Below are 16991 nucleotides of genomic sequence, written 5' to 3' on the forward strand. Positions count from 1 at the left end.
CTTAAATCACCTCGGCCTTTCCGCCTGCGGCTTCGATCTTCTCCTTTGCGGACGCCGAGAACGCCGCGGCCTTAACCGTCAGCTTCTTGGTGAGCGTACCGTTGCCAAGGATCTTGATGCCGTCGAGAGCATTCTTGACGATACCGGCCTCGCGCAGCGCTTCTGCGGTGACCTCGGTGCCATCTTCAAACTTCTCCAGAGCGGAAACATTGACCGGTGCGTAGGTGGTGCCGAAAATATTGTTGAAACCACGCTTCGGCAGGCGGCGCGCCAGAGGCATCTGGCCGCCTTCAAAGCCCGGGCGGACGCCGCCGCCGGAACGAGCCCACTGGCCCTTGTGACCGCGGCCCGCGGTCTTGCCGTTGCCGGAACCGGCGCCGCGGCCCTTGCGGTAAGCGGGCTTTACGGAACCTGCGGCAGGCGATAATTCGTGAAGCTTCATGGGTTACGCCTCCTCTACAACTTCGAGCAGGTAACCGATCTGCTTAACCTTGCCGCGCGTCTGCGCGTTGTCCGGCTGAACGGTTACATCGTTGATCTTCTTAAGCCCCAAAGAATGAGCGGTCGCAATGTGCTTATCCAAGCGGCCGACCAGGCTCTTTTTCAGGGTAATCTTCATGTTAGCCATTGTGAGTTACCCCTTTCTTACAGTTCTTCTACGGCTTTGCCGCGAACCGCCGCCACCTGGGCAGCGTCGCGCAGGCTCTTCAGGCCTTCCATCGTCGCCGTAACGACGTTCTGCGGGTTGTTGGAGCGCAGGCACTTGGTACGGATGTCCTTGATGCCGGCAGCCTCAACGACCGCACGGACCGCGCCGCCGGCGATAACGCCGGTACCGGGGGCAGCGGGCTTGAGCAGAACGCGGCCCGCCCCGAACTCGCCGATAACCTCGTGCGGGATGGTGGTACCCTTCAGGGAAATCTTGACGAGGTTCTTCTTGGCGTCCTCGATGCCCTTGCGGATCGCGTCCGGAACTTCGGATGCCTTGCCCAAGCCGAAGCCGACCGTACCCTTGCCGTCGCCAACGACGACCAGCGCCGCAAACTTGAAGATACGGCCGCCCTTTACGGTCTTGGCAACGCGGTTGAGTGCTACGACGTTCTCGGAGAACTCGTCCTCGCGCTTATCGTTTCTATTAAACTGAGCCATGTTTTACCTCCTCCCGACTTAAAACTGCAGGCCGCCCTCACGGGCGCCCTCCGCGAGCTCCTTCACGCGGCCGTGGTACAGATAGCCGCCGCGGTCGAACACGACGTTCTCAATACCCTTGGCCTTGCAGCGCTCGGCAACCAGCATGCCAATCTTCTTGGCCGCTTCCTTGTTGCCGCCGTACTCGGTGAAGTCCTTCTCGGCAGTCGAGGCGGAGACTAAGGTGACACCGGCGACATCGTCGATGACCTGTGCATAAATATTCTTGGCAGAACGGTAAACGTCCAGACGCGGACGCTCGGCCGTGCCGCTGATCTTTGCGCGCACGCGCTTGTGGCGCTGCAGACGCGCCTTGTTGGAATCCTTCTTCGAAACCATTTTTCGCCTCTCCTTTCCTTACTTCTTCTTCGCGCCGGTCTTGCCTTCCTTGCGGCGGACATACTCGTCAGCGTAGCGGATGCCCTTGCCCTTGTAGGGCTCCGGCGGGCGCTTTTCGCGGACTTCCGCAGCAAACTGGCCGACCTTCTGCTTGTCAGGACCGGAGATGATGATCGTGTTCGGGTTCGGAACGTCGATCGTGATACCGTCGGTTTCGCTCATCGTAACCTGATGCGAGTAGCCGAGGTTCATAACCAGATCCTTGCCCTGCTTGGCGACACGGTAGCCAACACCCTGCACGCTCAGCTCCTTTTTGAAGCCGTCGGTCACGCCCACCACCATGTTGTGGATCAGGCTGCGGGTCAGGCCGTGCAGCGCGCGGTTCTGCTTGTCGTCGTTCGGACGGGTGACGAGGATTTCATTTCCCTCCACCGCAACATTCATATTCGGATGGATTTCGCGGGTAAGGGTTGCCTTTGCGCCCTTCACCGTTACGACGTGGCCGTCGATCTTGACCTCCACACCGGACGGGATGGCAATCGGCATTCTACCAATTCGAGACATATTTTATACCTCCCCTTACCATACAAATGCGAGAACTTCGCCGCCGACGTTCAGCTCGCGGGCCTTTTTGTCGGTCATGACGCCTCTCGACGTGGAAATGATGGCAATGCCGAGGCCGCGGAGTACCTTGGGAAGCTCCTGTGCGCCGGCATAGACACGCAGGCCGGGCTTGGATACGCGCTTAAGGCCGGAGATAGCCTTCTGGCGGCCGTCCACATACTTGAGCGTGATGCGGATGATGCCCTGCGTGTTGCCCTCGAGCGTCTCAAAAGACTTGATATAGCCTTCGTCGAGCAGGATCTGGGCAATTGCCTTCTTCATTTTGGACGCGGGTACGTCCACGCTGGCATGACGAGCATTGCCGGCGTTGCGGATACGGGTCAGCATATCCGCGATGGGATCAGTGATCTGCATAAATGCTCTCCTTTTCAAGAAGTTTGGGGGTAGTGCAGCAATCGGAGCGGGGCTGGGTTGGGTCCCCTCTTGATTGGCCTGTTTGCCTCCCACTTTTCTTTACACTGCCTGTGGCCCTTCCACAGACAGCGGCCGGGGAAACTGTTTTTTTATAACAGCCGATAAGCCCGCAGAGCGGGCTATCGACTAATTATAGCATGTTTTTGAACGTTCTGACAAGCAACAAAGTGCATATTTTTATCAAACTTTCGGCTTTCGTTCCCGTCAAAACGCAATAAAAGTGTCTTTGCCGACAAAATACGGCAAAGTCTGCAAAAAAGCGGGCGCATAGCGCGCCCGCTTTCGCAATCTTCTCGCGCGAAAGCGCGCAGTTAGGATAGAAAACAGAAGCAGGCTTCTGTTTTCATCAAAAGTCAGGGCATATGCCTAACCTTTGATCGACGCAAAGCTTACCAGGAAGCCTTGCGCACGCCCGGGATCTGGCCTTTGTAGGCCAGCTCGCGGAAGCAGATACGGCAGATGCCGAAATCACGCAGGTACGCGTGAGGGCGGCCGCAGATCTTGCAGCGGTTGTAAGCACGGGTAGAGAACTTCGGCTTCGCCTGCTGCTTGAGGATCATCGACTTCTTAGCCATTTATCATTCTCCTCCCTTACTTCTCAAACGGAGCGCCCATCAGCGTGAGCAGCTCTTTCGCTTCTTCATCGGTCTGCGCGGTGGTGCAGATAACGATGTCCATGCCGCGGACCTTATCGATCTGGTCGTAGGAGATCTCCGGGAAGATCAGCTGTTCCTTGAGGCCCAGGGCATAGTTGCCGCGGCCGTCGAACGCGTCGCCATTGATGCCGCGGAAGTCGCGCACGCGCGGCAGCGCAACATTGAACAGACGATCCAAAAACTCCCACATACGATCATGGCGCAGGGTGACCTTGACGCCTACCGGCATGCCCTCGCGGAGCTTGAAATTCGCGACCGACTTCTTGGCGTGAGTCACGACCGGCTTCTGGCCGGTGATCGCAGCGATGTCGCGAACAACGGACTCGATGACCTTGGCGTTACCGTTGGCCTCCTTGCCGCAGCCGACGTTGACGACGACCTTGTCGATCGTCGGGATCTGCATCGTGCTCTTGTACTGGAACTTCTTCATCAGAGCAGGCGCAACGTCCGCAGTATACTTCGCTTTCATATTCGGAACCATTTATTGCAACCTCCTCTTCTTACAGCGTCTCGCCACAGTGCTTGCACACCGTCAGCTTCGCGCCGTTCTCGGCAAACTTGTGCGCAACACGGGTCGGCTTGTTGCACTTCGGACACACGCGCATGACCTTGCAGGCACGCAGCGCGCCCTCGCGCTCGATGATACCGCCGGTCTCGCCCTGGCGGCGGGGCTTGGTGTGGCACTTGATCATGTTCACACCCTCGATCACGACCATCCCCTTCTTCGGGTTTACGGACAGGACCTTGCCGCGCTTGCCCTTTTCCTTGCCGGAAAGAACGACTGCGGTGTCGCCCGTCTTTACATGCAAATTATTCATTTGTTGGCGACCTCCTTACAGTACTTCCGGAGCAAGCGACAGGATCTTCATATAGTCCTTGTCACGCAGCTCACGCGCGACAGGCCCGAAGATACGGGTGCCGCGGGGGTTTTTATCGTCACGGATGATAACGCCGGCGTTCTCGTCAAAGCGGATGTAGCTGCCATCCGCGCGGCGCAGGCCCTTTACGGTGCGGACGATCACAGCTTTGACCACGTCGCCCTTCTTCACGCCGCCGCCCGGAGTGCATTTACGCACCGAGCAGACGACCACGTCACCGATATTGCCGTACTTGCGTGCGGAGCCGCCGAGAACACGGATTACCTTCAGTTCCTTCGCGCCGCTGTTGTCAGCCGCGCGCAGAAAAGTTTCCTGCTGAACCATGTGCTCTCCTCCTTACTTTGCCTTCTCGATGATCTCGACCAGGCGCCAGCGCTTATCCTTGGACAGCGGGCGGGTCTCCATCACCTTTACCTTGTCGCCGATGCCGCACTCGTTGTTCTCGTCGTGCGCCTTCAGCTTATAGGTGTGCGGAATAACCTTCTTATACAGAGGATGCGCTACGCGATCCTCGATCGCGACGACAATGGTCTTGTCCATCTTGTCGGAAACGACCTTGCCGACTCGCGTTTTGCGTAATGCTCTTTCGCTCAATTCGTTTCCCTCCCTTTACGCCTTCTCCGCGAGCTGCTTCTCACGGATTACGGTGTTGACGCGCGCAATGTCGCGCTTGACCTCGGTGATCTTGTTGGTATTGTCCAACTGGTTGGTAGCGAGCTGAAGACGGAGGTTGAAGAGGTCCTTCTTCAGGTCGCCAAGCTTTGCGGCGAGCTCCTCGGCCGTCAGTTCTCTGATCTCAGATGCCTTCATCATGCTTCACCGCCATTCTTGGTCTCACGGGCAACGAACTTGGTCTTGCACGGCAGCTTGTGGCTGGCCAGACGCAGCGCTTCGCGGGCAACTTCCTCGGAAACGCCGGCGATCTCGAACAGCACGCGGCCGGGCTTGACGACAGCGACCCAGTACTCGGGCGAACCCTTACCGGAACCCATTCGGGTCTCGGCCGGCTTCTCGGTCACGGGCTTGTCGGGGAAAATCTTGATCCATACCTGACCGCCGCGCTTGGTGTAGCGGGTCATGGCGATACGGGCGGCCTCGATCTGGTTCGAGGTGATCCAGCACGGCTCAGTGGCCTGCAGGCCGTACTCACCGTTGGATACAAAGTTGCCGCGCATGGCCTTGCCCTTGAGGCGGCCACGATGCACGCGACGGTATTTCACTCTCTTGGGGAGCAGCATTAGCGGTTGCCTCCTTCCTGGCGGGGCGCGCGGCGCTCGCCGTTACCACGGTTGAAGTCGCGGCGGCCGCCACGGCGGTCGTCACGGCCACCGCGACGCTCGCGGCGCTCGAAAGCGGGCTTGGGAGCCTCGATCGAACGGCCCAAACGCGGACCGCCGTGGAGGACCTCGCCCTTGTAGATCCAAACCTTTACGCCGATGCGGCCATAGGTGGTCGCGGCCTCGGCAAAGCCATAGTCGATATCCGCGCGCAGGGTCTGCAGCGGGATGGTGCCTTCATGATAGTGCTCGGTGCGGGCGATTTCCGCGCCGCCCAGACGGCCGCCGCAGGAAACCTTGATACCCTTGGCGCCCATGCGCATCGCACGGCCCATGGACTGCTTCATCGCGCGGCGGAAGCCAATGCGCTTCTCAAGCTGCGCGGCGATGTTCTCCGCGACCAGGGTCGCGTTGGTGTCCGGATTCTTGATCTCGATGATCGAGCAGCGGACCTTCTTGCCGTACTTGCGGGTCAGCTCTTCCTCGAGCTTCTTGATATCCTCGCCACCGCGGCCGACAACCATGCCGGGACGCGCGCACTGGATCATGATTTTGATCTCGTCGTTCTTACGCTCGATTTCGATCGCCGGAACGCCTGCGTCGTACAGACGCTTCTTCAGTTCCTTACGAATGTTGTAGTCTTCCACGAGGAGGTCGCCGAACACATTGTCCTTAGCGAACCAACGGGAATCCCAATTCTTGATAACGCCGACACGGAGACCGTTCGGATTTACTTTCTGGCCCATTGATTACCCTCCCTTATTCTTTCTCGCCAAGAACCAGCGTGATGTGCGAGGTTCTCTTGAGGATTCTGAACGCACGGCCCTGGGCGCGCGGCATCACGCGCTTCATGATCGGGCCGGGACCGACGTGTACTTCCTTGACGTACAGCTTGTCGGTGTTCATGTGATGGTTGTTCTCCGCGTTGGCAACCGCGCTCTTGAGGAGCTTCTCCATCGGCTCGCAGGCCGCCTTGGGGGTATTCATGATAATGGCCATCGCCTCGCCCGCATCCTTGCCGCGGATCAGGTCGCAGATCAGCTTGACCTTACGCGGGGTCATGCGCACGTTGCGTACAATAGCTCTTGCTTCCATGTTTCCTTAACTCCTCCTTACTTGCCGTTATTGGAGGTCTTGCTGCCCGCGTGACCCTTGTAGGTACGGGTGGGAGCAAACTCGCCCAGCTTGTGACCAACCATGTCCTCGGTGACATACACCGGAACATGCTTGCGGCCGTCATGCACCGCGAAGGTGTGGCCGACGAACTCGGGGAAGATCGTGGAAGCGCGGGACCAAGTCTTGAGGACCTTCTTCTCGCCCTTTTCATTCATTTCAACGACTCTTTTGATAAGCTCAGGAGCCACAAAAGGGCCTTTCTTGACACTTCTGCCCATATTACGTTAACTCCTTTCTTACTTGCCGTTACGACGACGCACGATCTGCTTATCCGTGCGGTGGTTCTTCTTGCGGGTCTTGTAGCCCATCGCCGGCTTGCCCCACGGGGTAACCGGAGACGGACGGCCGATCGGGCTCTTACCCTCGCCACCGCCGTGCGGGTGATCGCACGGGTTCATAACAGAACCGCGGACGGTCGGGCGGATGCCCATGTGGCGGGTGCGGCCGGCCTTGCCGATCTGCACGTTGGCATGGTCGGAGTTGCCCACAACGCCGATCGTCGCCTTGCACTCGAGGCGGACGTAGCGCAGCTCGCCGGAGGGCAGACGGACCATCGCCTTGCCATTCTCCTTCGCCATCAGCTGCGCGCCAACGCCAGCGGAACGGACCAGCTGCGCGCCCTTGCCAGGATACAGCTCGATGTTGTGGATCATGGTACCGACCGGAATGAACTCAACCGGCAGGCAGTTGCCGGGCTTGATGTCGGCATCCTTGGAGGAAACGACCTTGTCGCCGATCGAGAGGCCGTCCGGCGCGAGGATATAGGCCTTTTCGCCATCCTCATACTGGACGAGCGCGATATTGGCCGAGCGGTTCGGGTCGTACTCAAGCGTCATGACGGTCGCCGGCATATCCAGCTTCTGGCGCTTGAAGTCAATGATGCGGTACTTTTTCTTGTTGCCGCCGCCGATGTGGCGGACGGTGATGCGGCCATAGCTGTTGCGGCCGGCGGTCTTCTTGACCTTTTCGAGAAGGCTCTTCTCGGGCTTCACCTTGGACAGGCCCTTGTAGGACAGCACAGTCATATTTCTGCGTGAGGGCGTCGTCGGGTTGAAAGTCTTGATAGCCATTTGGATTTTCAACTCCTTAATAACTCTGTATCTTATCGGGGTGGCATCCCCATACACACGCGAACCATGTCCGCGTCATTTCATCGCGCCGCGGCGGCGCGTCCTCGTCCGCTGTGCAGACGAGAGGGAGTATCGTAAAAAGTTTCTTCGAAACTTTTTACTTATATAAGGGGGACGGAGTCCCTCCTATACGCTTTTACATCATGTTCTCGAAGATCTCAATCTTCTTGGAGTCAGGGGTCAGGGTGACGACCGCCTTCTTGACGTCCGGACGCTTACCGACGTGGACGCCCATGCGCTTCCACTTGCCCGGCAGCTTAATGGTGTTGACCTTCATGACCTTGACGCCGAAGATCTGCTCTACGGCCTTTTTGATCTCAATCTTTCCTGCGTCGGCAGCGACCTCAAAGGTGTACTTGTTGTCCTGCAGGCCTTCCATCGAACGCTCGGTGATAACCGGCTTCTTGATAATGTCGTAAGCGAACTTCATTATGCGTACACCTCCTGGAGCTTCTCGACAGCCGCCTTGTCGATGATGAACTTGTCGGCGTTGAGGATTTCATATACGTTGAGGGTGGACGCGATCGTCGTGCGGACGCCCGGGATATTGGCCGCGGACTTGACGACGTTCGTGCGGACCTCGGGGGTGACGACCAGGCTCTTGCCGGTAGCCTCGACAGACTTGAGGAAGCCTGCGAAGCTCTTGGTCTTGATCTCGCCCATATCCAGTCCGTCGATCACAATGATCTCGCCGGCAGCCGCCTTGGCGGACAGGGCGGAGAGCATGGCCAGGCGCTTGGTCTTCTTGGTCAGGCTGTAATTGTAGGAACGCGGCTTGGGACCGAGCGCGATACCGCCGTGCGTCCACTGCGGAGAGCGGATCGAGCCCTGACGCGCGCGGCCGGTGCCCTTCTGGCGCCACGGCTTGATGCCGCCGCCGCGGACCTCAGCGCGGGTCAGCGTGGACTGCGTACCCTGGCGCTGGTTGGCCAGGTAATTCTTGACCGCTGCGTGTACAACCGCCATGTTGGGCTCGATGCCGAATACGGCCTCGTTAAGCTCCATCTCGCCGGTCTTCTTGCCGGTCATATCAAAAACTGCTACTGTAGGCATTCGTTGCTCCTCCTTCCCTTACTTTCTCGCGGAAGCCTTTTGCGGGTTCTTGCTGATGCCAGCCTCGCCCTTGGCAACCTTGTTATTCTTGACGGTGTTCTTGAGCACTACGATGCCGCCCTTGGGACCCGGAACCGCGCCGCAAACGGCGATCAGGTTAAGCTCCGCGTCAACCTTGACAACGTCCAGGTTCTGAACGGTGACCTGCTCGGCACCCAAGTGGCCGGGCATCATTTTGCCCTTCATGATCTTGGACGGGTCGGAACACGCGCCCATCGAACCCTGATGACGGTGCATCGGGCCGGCGCCGTGGCTCATCGGGGAGCGGCCCGCGTTAAAGCGCTTGATAACGCCTGCGTAGCCCTTACCCTTGGAAGTGCCGGTCACGTCGACGTAGTCGCCTTCCACGAACATGTCGGCCTTGACCACATCGCCAAGCTGGAAAGTGGAGCAGTCCGCGAAGCGGAACTCCTTGAGATACTTCTTCAGAGACTCGCCCGCCTTCTTCAGGTGGCCTTTCTCCGGCTTGTTGAGCTTGCGCTCCTTGATATCCTCAAAACCGAACTGAACCGCGTTATAGCCGTCCTTTTCCTCGGTCTTGAGCTGGGTGACGACGCAGGGGCCCGCCTCGATCACCGTGCAGGGGATGACCTTGCCGTCAGCGTTGAAGATCTGGGTCATGCCGACCTTCTTGCCGATGATTGCTTTCTGCAGCATAGTGTTTTTCCTCCTTAAAGGTTATTGGTTGACGGCATTTGGCCGCCAACATGACCTCGCCGCGCGTATCGCGGCAGGGCTTCAAGCAGCCGGTTGGGTTAGTCCGTCTGCCTGTTGACAAAAGGAATCATAAGATGAAACCGCCATGCGGTTTCCCGTAAAAAGTCCAGCTTTGCCGGACTTTTTACACCCCGACCCAGCCGCCCTGGACGGCGTCATTCGGGTAACGAAGATCGGTTTCTTCCGGAACCGACCTTCGTATATAGGGGGCTTTTGAAGCCCCCTATAGGGGTTTAGAGTTTGACCTCAAACTCCACGCCCGCCGGCAGGTCGAGGGTGGTCAGCGCCTCGATGGTGGCCTGATTCGGGTTGATGATGTCAATCAGGCGCTTGTGGGTGCGGCGCTCGAACTGCTCGCGGGAATCCTTGTACTTGTGTACCGCGCGCAGGATGGTGACGATCTGCTTCTCGGTCGGCAGCGGGATCGGGCCGGAGACCTTCGCGCCGTTGCGCTTGGCGGTCTCGATGATCTTCTCCGCGGACTGGTCGATCAACTCGTGGTCGTACGCCTTGAGACGAATGCGGATCTTCTGTGCGTTTGCCATTTTGGTTTTCCTCCTCGTATGTGTGCCATACATTAAATAATGTTTTGACTCGCTACGGAGAGAAACTGCAACCCCGCCGTGCGTATCACGGTCGGGCATGAAAATAACCGGGGCGCACTGATAGTGTAACGATCCGGTCACAATAAGAAACGTAAGTGGTTCAGGCCATCGGCTTTGCGGCTCACGCGCCGCAAGTCCCGAATTTACGCAGGAACATTGCGTTTTTGCCTGGAGGCACTCTGTCCTCTCGGCTGATAGCAGTTATCTCAACCGCCCGATTGTCGGACCTACTCCGCCGAAGTTACCTGCACAGGGCAGCAATCTCCGGCATCATCGCGTTTTACCTGCTTTTGCAGGTGCCTTTATAGATTACTACAAGCATTTCCCAAAGTCAAGCGCTTGAACAAAATTTCTGCATTTTTTTTGTGAAAGCCTCCAAAATTTAATTCCCTGCGGCCGCAGGCACAAAAAAATGGCGGCCGCACCGCCATTTTTCCGTATCCCCCCTTTTCCGCAGCCGCCTTATCCGACGGTCACGATCAGGAGCCAGCTTTCCGCTTTGCTGTCCAGCGTCAGCCCCAGCCCTTCGTACGCGGAAACTTCAAAGCCCGCTTCCTCCAGCGCCTTAAAGGTGTCTTGGATCGTAGCCATGCTGTTGTCCAGCAGGAAATAAGATACCGTTTCATCCGTGGAGAGCAGTTCCCCGCCTATGTCCGGCAGCTCGCCCGTGCCGCTTGCCAGATAGCAGTGCGCCACACTTACGCCGCTCAACGCTTCCGGCAACGAAAATGCTTCCGTCTCACCGCCGGCCTGCATCACCGCCGGCCCCGAATCCCGCGGCTCGACCGCGCCGCCGCCAGCCGGCACGGCCGTGTCCGCATGGTCCCCGCCGTCCTCTCCGGCCGGATTCTCCGCTCCGCTTTCCGGAACGCTGTACGATTCCGGCGCCGCCGGTTCCGCTGGCGGCGCTTCGCCGGCGTCTGCCGACGCATCCGCCGCCTTCTCCTCCTTCGCCAGCGCCGCCTGGTCCGCAGCATCCTCTACGGCCGCACGCACGCCGCCGTTCATGTCCAAGCCCTCCGTAGCGCCTGCCGCCGTGGAGGCGTTCGAGGCGCTGACGCCCGAGCCCATGTTCACCATGCCGAACACCTGTCCCACGCCGCCGCCCAGAACCGCCAGCACGACGACCGCCGCTGCCGCGACCATAGTGAATACCGGCAGCCTGCGCGCCGGCTTTTCCGGCTGCACGACCCGCAACTTCGCCTCCTGCTCCACACACTGCATAATCTTTTCGTGCAGCCCGTCCGGAAGCGCCGCTTCGGTCGAAAACAGCGCGTGCATCTGCTCCAAATCCTGTTTCAGCGCGGCGCACGAGGGACATTCCGCCAGATGCGCCTCCAGCTTTTCCCGTTCGGAATCAGTCAGCGTACCGTCAATGCTGTTTGAGCAGAGCTGCTCATAATATTCCTTATCGCTCATGCGTCCCCGCCTCCTTTCGATTCATTAGACGCGGTAGACGGCAAAAGGTTCCCCCGCCGCAGCAAAACCGTGCGCAGCGCAAGCCGCGCGCGCGACAGGCGCGACTTGACCGTTCCCTCGCTGATCTCCAGCACCTCTGCGATCTCGGTGTAGCTCAAGCCGGATACATCGCGCAGCAATACGATCTGGCGATGCTCGCCGCTCACTTCGTCCAACGCGGCGGCCAGCTCGCGCCCAAGCTCGCTGTTCTCCAGATGCTCCTCCGGCGTGGGGGCGGTATCCGGTATCGGGCGCTCCGCGTCGTCCTCTCCCACAAGCGGCTGGGTCTGCGGCTGCGCATGCTTGTGCCGCGCAAAATCGACGCACAGGTTCATCGTGATCCGGAACAGCCAGGTGGAAAACCCGCTGTCCCCCCGAAAGGACTCGATCGACCGCCACGCGCGCAGGAACACCTCCTGCACGATGTCCGCCGCGTCCTCCGGCGAGCCGGCCGAACGCAGGGCGACCGCGTAAACGCGCTTTTCATACAGCCGCACCAGTTCTTCAAACGCCGCCACCTCGCCGCGGCGCGCTCTCGCCAGCAAATGTTTTTCGTCCATGGGCTCCCGCCCCCTTCCTGATGTCAGGCCCCGTCACGCCTGCACAGCGCGCTTGAGCTCCTCGGCCAGCGGATAAAGCTCTTCCAGCCGTTCCAGCGCGCAAATGCGTGTTTTGAAGGCCTTGAGCCCGCTCTGCCGTTTTAGATAGCAGTTTACATGGCGGCGCGCCTCCAGCATGGCGACGCGCTCCCCCTTTTGCTCCGCCGCCAGCTCGATCTGCCGCACCGCAGTATCGATCCGCTCCGCAAACGGAGGCAGCGGCGGGCAGACGCCGGTTTCCAGCAGCGCGTTTGCGCGCTCGAAAAGCCACGGGTCGCCCAATGCGCCGCGGCCGATCATCACCATATCCGCGCCGGTATGCCGCAGGATGCGGACCGCATCCTGCGGCTCGGCCACATCACCGTTGGCGATGACCGGTATGGAAACCGCCTCCCGAACCGCGCGGATCGCGTCCCAATCCGCCGTGCCGCTGTACTGCTGCGCGCGCGTTCGCCCGTGTACCGTGACCGCCGCCGCGCCACACCGCTCGGCCATGCGGGCAAAGTCCACGCAGCACACGCTCTTCTCGTCCCATCCCTTGCGGAACTTGACCGTGACCGGCACATCGACCGCGCTGACGACCGCTTCGATTACGCGCGCCGCCAGCGCGGGGTCGCGCATGAGCGCAGCCCCGTCCCCGTTGTTTGCGATCTTGGGCGCGGGGCAGCCCATATTGATATCGATGATATCGCAGCCGGACACCGCGCGCGCAATCCGCGCGCCCTCGGCCATGGTTTCCGGCTCATGCCCGAATATCTGCGCCGCGGCCGGATGCTCGTCTGCCGCCAGCGACAAAAGCGCAGGCGTTTTCTTATCCTGATAGCAAAGCGCCTTGGTGGAAACCATCTCGGTCACGGTAAGCGCCGCGCCATGTTCCCGACAGATTTGCCGGAATGCGCGGTCGGTCACTCCGGCCATCGGCGCCAGGACCAGGCGCCCGGCGAGCATAACAGAACCGATTTGCATGTCTCTCCCCCACTGCGCATAATTTGACGCAGTATATTTTATCACAAGCCCCCACTAAATGCAAATTGCAAAGTGGTGACAAAACAAAAACCCCCTTTCGGGAGTTTTTACAGCATGGATAATATTTTTTCGCTAAAGAAATAGCCGAACGAGATCAGCACGGTGTTCCACGCCGCGATGCCGATTGCGGACCAGCCGACGAACCACTTGACCGGCATCCGAATCAACCCCGCCGGAATGGAAACAATGGTGCGCAAAACCGGAATGATACGGCAGAACGCCAGGCCGCGTCCATGCTGCGCGTCAATATACGCATGGCATCTTTTGACGAAGGAGCGGAATTTCTCGCTTTTGCCGAACAGCTTTTCCATGATCGGCTCGCCACCCCAATAGCACAGGCCGTAAATCACCAAGCTGCCGAGGAGGCCGAACACCACGCTCAGCACGATCGTCAGCACCAGAGACAACTCGCTCTGCGCGATCAGCACCCCGATGGATGGCATGATTACCCCCGCTGGAAAGCCGGGCAGATTCATATATTCGCAAAAGATTACCGCACAGATCAGGATCAACCCGTACTGGTGGAAAAGGTCAAAAAATACCTCGGCCGTCATACGTCCGCTCACTCTCCAACGCTTGATTAAGCATAGTATAACAAGCGGCCCCTGCCAAAACAAGTGACAGAGGCCGCAATTTTCAATCTATTTACAAACGGACCGCCGAAGCGGCCCGTTTCCGCGCCCGTCCGCTTATGCCGGCTCAAATTCATCCTTGCCGACCGCGCACAGCGGGCATACCCAGTCCTCCGGCAGGTCCGCGAACGCGGTACCCGGCGCAACGCCGTTATCCGGATCGCCCTCGGCGGGGTCATATATATAACCGCAGATCTTGCAAACATACTTTGTCATTTTTTGATCTCCTTTATCTTTTAATATCTATTATTAATATAATCTTTATGCTATCTATTGTCTACCGTAAAAATATACAATAATCCGGCGTATTTTCCAGCAGTTTTGACCGATTTGTCAAGCCAGCAGCCAAATCACCGACCAGGCCGCGCTCGCAAGCATGCAGCCCGCTGCAAAAGCGCAGGCGATCTGCCAGAACGCAAAACGCCGTTTGTACCGCGCGGAACGTCCCGCCACATACCCGTTTGCAATCCTGCACGCTTCGCGCACCACATCGCCGCGCGGAACCGTGTAATCCCGCACCAGAAAAATCGCCTGTTCGAATAAGCCGTGCGCATCCGGCTGCACGACCACCACGCGCCGGCTCACGCCCTTGACCATGGTAAATCCCTCCCTTTTGCAGCAAGTATGCCCAAAAGGGAGGGATTTAACCATATCCCGCCGTATTTTTACAGCTGCGCCCGCTTTTACCTCACAGCCGTTCTATGCGCATCACCAGCGCGGTCCGGTCGTCGTCATGCCCGCGCCCTTTCGCTTCGGTCACCAGGCGGGCTGCCAGTTCTTTCGGGCTTTCCCCCGCATGTCGGACCAGCAGCTCGCGTACCCAGCCGTCGTCCAGACCATCCGAAATCCCGTCGGACAGCATGATGTACAGGTCGCCATGTCCCAGGCGCAGCGGCACCGGCTCGCCCAGCGCGTCCTCTTCCGCCAGGCCGACAGGCAGCGCCTTGCCGGAAAGCATGGTCCACTGACCGCCCGCGCGCAGATAGGAGGGCGCGGCCCCGCATTTGAGACTTTCCGCCTTTCCGCTGAACAGGTCGACGGTCAGCACGTCAAGCGTGACAAACCGCGTCCCATCCGACCGCAGCCGCAGCGCGGGCGACACCGCTTTCAGCGCGTCCGCCGGCGTGATCCCCGCACGCAGGAACCGCTCCATCGAGGTGACCAGCATCCGGCTGTCCTGCGCCGCGGCCGCGCCCGAGCCCATCCCGTCCGCGAGCAGCAGGCAGGCCACGCCCGCGTCGGTCAGGAAATAGCATCCGCTGTCTCCGGAAACCGCCGCGTCCTCCTTTTGCTGCCGCCCGATACCGACGACCGCGCGGAACGGCGCGCGCTCACGCAGCACCAGATGCGGCCCCAGCTCGTCCTCCAGCCGTTTGGGCTTTGTCAGCCCGACGCCCAGCAGCGCGGACAGACCCGCGGAAAACCCCTCGCCCTGCTCCAGCACATCCCGAATACCATCGCCGTACAGCTCCACCACCAGCCTACCTTGCGCGTCCCGCACCACACAGACCCGCTCGATCCATCCGAACGCGGCTGCGTACCGGCGCACCTGCTTCTCCATCACCGGCTGCGCGGCAACGTCCCGCGTCGCCTCCGCGCCAAGCTGACGGAGGATATCCGTAATGCCCGCGTACTGCCGGGCCAGCAGGCTTTGGTTTTCCTCCTGCTGCCGCCGAAGGCTCTGGCGCTCGCGGAGCGCAAACAGCGCGCTGTTGATCGCGCGCATCAGCTCGGGCAAATGCACGCAGCGCGACGCAAAATGGTACGGGAAGTCGGACAGCTCGGCCCTGCCCCGCTTGAGCATGGGCTGAGTCACGTCGTTGAGCGCGGAAAGCGTGGTCACATAGTCCCGCTGCCAGCACTGCGAGCAGAGGACGCAGTTTTTGCACACCCTATCGCTCGCGCGGTCGAATACCGCCCGTACATTCTGATCCCCCGCCGCCTTCCCCTCGGTCACGCCGTTGAGCATGGCCAGATACATTTCGTAAAACGCCTGCGCGGCCTCGGTCGCGCACTTGCCCGCGGTCTGCCGCACCTGCTGCCGCGCGGATTCTCCCATCAGCGTGTCGGGCAGGAGCGTCTGCCGGAGCGCGTTCCACACCAGCGGCGGCATTGCGGCGAACAGCCCCACCGAGCAGACCTGCTCGATGACCAGCGGGATAAACAGCGCATGTTCCACGCCCAGCATCGCCGCACAGACGCCGGAGGCGAGCGCGCAGACCGCGAACCACAGCCGCCCCTGGTCGCGGAACAGACCGGCAATCAGTGCGCACAGACCGTAGCAGCAGGTGAACAGCGCACCGTACCCGACCGCGAGATCCATGGCCGCGCCAAACGCCACGCCCGCCGCCGCGCCCGTTGTGGACCCGCCGAGGTAAGCCGCAGCCAGCGCCAGCAGCAGCGCCACGACCCGCGCGGGCGCGAACAGCCCGAACACCGTCAGATCGGAAAGTGACAGCAGGACGGTTGCCGTTACCGCCAGCAGGGTGGCCGGCCGTTTCCAGTCGTTCTCCTCACGCGGCGGGGCAAGCGCCCCGCCATAGATCCAGCAGGCAGCGAAGGTCAGCCCCTGAACGGCGATAAAGGTCAGGAGCGCCGCCGTGTCGAGCGCCGCGCCCGCGGGCAGGAACACAAAGGTACACGCCGCTCCGGACAGAGTTGCTACCGTGGGCGCAAACCACCTCCGCTCCATGACACGCAGCCCCGCGCACACGCTCATCACACATAGCACGAGCAGGGCCGCGGCGGCATACAGCCCGCTTTTGATCCCGCCGCCGAGCAGCATCGCGCCGAAAAACATGCCGCCGATCGCGCTCAGCCCCGCCCCACGCGCCATCAGAGCGGAGGCCATCGCCAAACCAAAAGGGGCATAACCTCCGAGCACCGCGCCGCGCGTCAGCACCGCGCACAGCACAAACCGCTGCACGCCAGTCAACAGCGTATGCAGGTGCTCCTCGTTCCAAAGCTGCGCCGCCCGCGCCGCGGCGCGCCCGATGAGCTGCGGCGCCGCTCTTTTTGTTTTCTGCTTGTCCATTTTCGTTATGCCTCCCTTGTTTTTCCAGTATATCCCAAACAATTTGCGGGCTTTGCCGGAAAATAAGAGGGGGAATAGTATTTTTGCGTATTTTATCCCTGTGGGGCGGAAAACAGGGCGCAAAA

Annotated in this window: 28 protein-coding genes; all 28 read right to left on the minus strand. The window is 60.1% G+C overall.

Annotated features, from left to right (window positions below):
• Position 1: 1 nt before the first annotated feature.
• Positions 2–442: a 50S ribosomal protein L15 gene (rplO, locus tag H8S45_RS09600; RefSeq protein WP_054326955.1), complete on the minus strand. Its 441-nt coding sequence runs from the start codon at positions 440–442 to the stop codon at positions 2–4.
• A 3-nt stretch (positions 443–445) separates the two neighbouring features.
• Positions 446–628 (minus strand): 50S ribosomal protein L30, encoded by a 183-nt coding sequence (gene rpmD, locus H8S45_RS09605; protein ID WP_031472218.1) that lies wholly within the window; start codon positions 626–628, stop codon positions 446–448.
• A 17-nt stretch (positions 629–645) separates the two neighbouring features.
• Complete coding sequence (gene rpsE / locus H8S45_RS09610; protein WP_054326956.1) at positions 646–1149, minus strand: 30S ribosomal protein S5; 504 nt, start codon at positions 1147–1149, stop codon at positions 646–648.
• 18 nt (positions 1150–1167) lie between these two features.
• Positions 1168–1527, minus strand: a complete 360-nt coding sequence (gene rplR, locus H8S45_RS09615; RefSeq protein WP_054326957.1) for a 50S ribosomal protein L18 — start codon at positions 1525–1527, stop codon at positions 1168–1170.
• An 18-nt stretch (positions 1528–1545) separates the two neighbouring features.
• On the minus strand, positions 1546–2091 hold the full coding sequence (rplF, locus tag H8S45_RS09620) for a 50S ribosomal protein L6 (RefSeq protein ID WP_054326958.1): 546 nt from the start codon (positions 2089–2091) through the stop codon (positions 1546–1548).
• 15 nt (positions 2092–2106) lie between these two features.
• Positions 2107–2505 (minus strand): 30S ribosomal protein S8, encoded by a 399-nt coding sequence (gene rpsH / locus H8S45_RS09625; RefSeq protein WP_054326959.1) that lies wholly within the window; start codon positions 2503–2505, stop codon positions 2107–2109.
• Positions 2506–2954: 449 nt separating this feature from the next.
• A complete protein-coding gene (locus H8S45_RS09630) occupies positions 2955–3140 on the minus strand; it encodes a type Z 30S ribosomal protein S14 (protein ID WP_031475639.1) in 186 nt (61 codons plus the stop codon).
• A 16-nt stretch (positions 3141–3156) separates the two neighbouring features.
• The gene (rplE, locus tag H8S45_RS09635; RefSeq protein WP_054326960.1) at positions 3157–3702 is read right to left on the minus strand and encodes a 50S ribosomal protein L5; all 546 of its coding nucleotides are present in this window, start codon (positions 3700–3702) and stop codon (positions 3157–3159) included.
• Positions 3703–3721: 19 nt separating this feature from the next.
• Positions 3722–4039: a 50S ribosomal protein L24 gene (rplX, locus tag H8S45_RS09640; protein WP_054326961.1), complete on the minus strand. Its 318-nt coding sequence runs from the start codon at positions 4037–4039 to the stop codon at positions 3722–3724.
• 15 nt (positions 4040–4054) lie between these two features.
• A complete protein-coding gene (gene rplN / locus H8S45_RS09645) occupies positions 4055–4423 on the minus strand; it encodes a 50S ribosomal protein L14 (RefSeq protein ID WP_054326962.1) in 369 nt (122 codons plus the stop codon).
• A gap of 12 nt (positions 4424–4435) precedes the next feature.
• Positions 4436–4693: a 30S ribosomal protein S17 gene (rpsQ, locus tag H8S45_RS09650; protein WP_054326963.1), complete on the minus strand. Its 258-nt coding sequence runs from the start codon at positions 4691–4693 to the stop codon at positions 4436–4438.
• A 15-nt stretch (positions 4694–4708) separates the two neighbouring features.
• Complete coding sequence (gene rpmC / locus H8S45_RS09655) at positions 4709–4909, minus strand: 50S ribosomal protein L29 (protein ID WP_054326964.1); 201 nt, start codon at positions 4907–4909, stop codon at positions 4709–4711.
• A complete protein-coding gene (rplP, locus tag H8S45_RS09660; protein ID WP_054326965.1) occupies positions 4909–5337 on the minus strand; it encodes a 50S ribosomal protein L16 in 429 nt (142 codons plus the stop codon). The genes rpmC and rplP overlap by 1 nt, the downstream gene beginning before the upstream one ends.
• Positions 5337–6122: a 30S ribosomal protein S3 gene (gene rpsC, locus H8S45_RS09665; RefSeq protein WP_054326966.1), complete on the minus strand. Its 786-nt coding sequence runs from the start codon at positions 6120–6122 to the stop codon at positions 5337–5339. The genes rplP and rpsC overlap by 1 nt, the downstream gene beginning before the upstream one ends.
• A gap of 13 nt (positions 6123–6135) precedes the next feature.
• The gene (gene rplV / locus H8S45_RS09670; protein ID WP_054326967.1) at positions 6136–6471 is read right to left on the minus strand and encodes a 50S ribosomal protein L22; all 336 of its coding nucleotides are present in this window, start codon (positions 6469–6471) and stop codon (positions 6136–6138) included.
• A 17-nt stretch (positions 6472–6488) separates the two neighbouring features.
• On the minus strand, positions 6489–6770 hold the full coding sequence (gene rpsS / locus H8S45_RS09675; protein ID WP_054326968.1) for a 30S ribosomal protein S19: 282 nt from the start codon (positions 6768–6770) through the stop codon (positions 6489–6491).
• Positions 6771–6788: 18 nt separating this feature from the next.
• Positions 6789–7622 (minus strand): 50S ribosomal protein L2, encoded by an 834-nt coding sequence (rplB, locus tag H8S45_RS09680; RefSeq protein ID WP_054326969.1) that lies wholly within the window; start codon positions 7620–7622, stop codon positions 6789–6791.
• A 196-nt stretch (positions 7623–7818) separates the two neighbouring features.
• Complete coding sequence (rplW, locus tag H8S45_RS09685; protein WP_054326970.1) at positions 7819–8112, minus strand: 50S ribosomal protein L23; 294 nt, start codon at positions 8110–8112, stop codon at positions 7819–7821.
• Positions 8112–8735, minus strand: coding sequence for a 50S ribosomal protein L4 (gene rplD / locus H8S45_RS09690; protein WP_054326971.1), 624 nt, complete (start codon positions 8733–8735; stop codon positions 8112–8114). Before rplD ends, rplW begins: the two co-directional genes overlap by 1 nt.
• An 18-nt stretch (positions 8736–8753) precedes the next feature.
• Complete coding sequence (gene rplC / locus H8S45_RS09695; protein ID WP_054327053.1) at positions 8754–9449, minus strand: 50S ribosomal protein L3; 696 nt, start codon at positions 9447–9449, stop codon at positions 8754–8756.
• 296 nt (positions 9450–9745) lie between these two features.
• Positions 9746–10057 (minus strand): 30S ribosomal protein S10, encoded by a 312-nt coding sequence (gene rpsJ, locus H8S45_RS09700; protein WP_054326972.1) that lies wholly within the window; start codon positions 10055–10057, stop codon positions 9746–9748.
• A 522-nt stretch (positions 10058–10579) separates the two neighbouring features.
• Positions 10580–11536: an anti-sigma factor family protein gene (locus tag H8S45_RS09705; RefSeq protein ID WP_186950001.1), complete on the minus strand. Its 957-nt coding sequence runs from the start codon at positions 11534–11536 to the stop codon at positions 10580–10582.
• Entirely contained in the window at positions 11533–12135 is a 603-nt protein-coding gene (locus tag H8S45_RS09710) for an RNA polymerase sigma factor (protein ID WP_054326976.1), read from the minus strand. The genes H8S45_RS09705 and H8S45_RS09710 overlap by 4 nt, the downstream gene beginning before the upstream one ends.
• 33 nt (positions 12136–12168) lie before the next feature.
• Positions 12169–13140 carry a tRNA dihydrouridine synthase DusB gene (gene dusB, locus H8S45_RS09715; RefSeq protein ID WP_147574497.1) on the minus strand — a complete coding sequence of 324 codons (972 nt, stop codon included), beginning with the start codon at positions 13138–13140 and terminating at the stop codon, positions 12169–12171.
• 107 nt (positions 13141–13247) lie between these two features.
• Positions 13248–13766: a DedA family protein gene (locus H8S45_RS09720; RefSeq protein WP_186950003.1), complete on the minus strand. Its 519-nt coding sequence runs from the start codon at positions 13764–13766 to the stop codon at positions 13248–13250.
• A 123-nt stretch (positions 13767–13889) separates the two neighbouring features.
• Positions 13890–14048: a rubredoxin gene (rd, locus tag H8S45_RS09725; protein ID WP_082396997.1), complete on the minus strand. Its 159-nt coding sequence runs from the start codon at positions 14046–14048 to the stop codon at positions 13890–13892.
• A 117-nt stretch (positions 14049–14165) separates the two neighbouring features.
• Positions 14166–14429, minus strand: a complete 264-nt coding sequence (locus H8S45_RS09730; protein ID WP_107631611.1) for a hypothetical protein — start codon at positions 14427–14429, stop codon at positions 14166–14168.
• A 91-nt stretch (positions 14430–14520) separates the two neighbouring features.
• On the minus strand, positions 14521–16866 hold the full coding sequence (locus tag H8S45_RS09735; RefSeq protein WP_107631610.1) for a SpoIIE family protein phosphatase: 2346 nt from the start codon (positions 16864–16866) through the stop codon (positions 14521–14523).
• Between the last annotated feature and the right edge of the window lie 125 nt (positions 16867–16991).

This window comes from Agathobaculum faecis, from assembly GCF_014287995.1.
Classification (GTDB): Bacteria; Bacillota; Clostridia; order Oscillospirales; family Butyricicoccaceae; genus Agathobaculum; species Agathobaculum ammoniilyticum.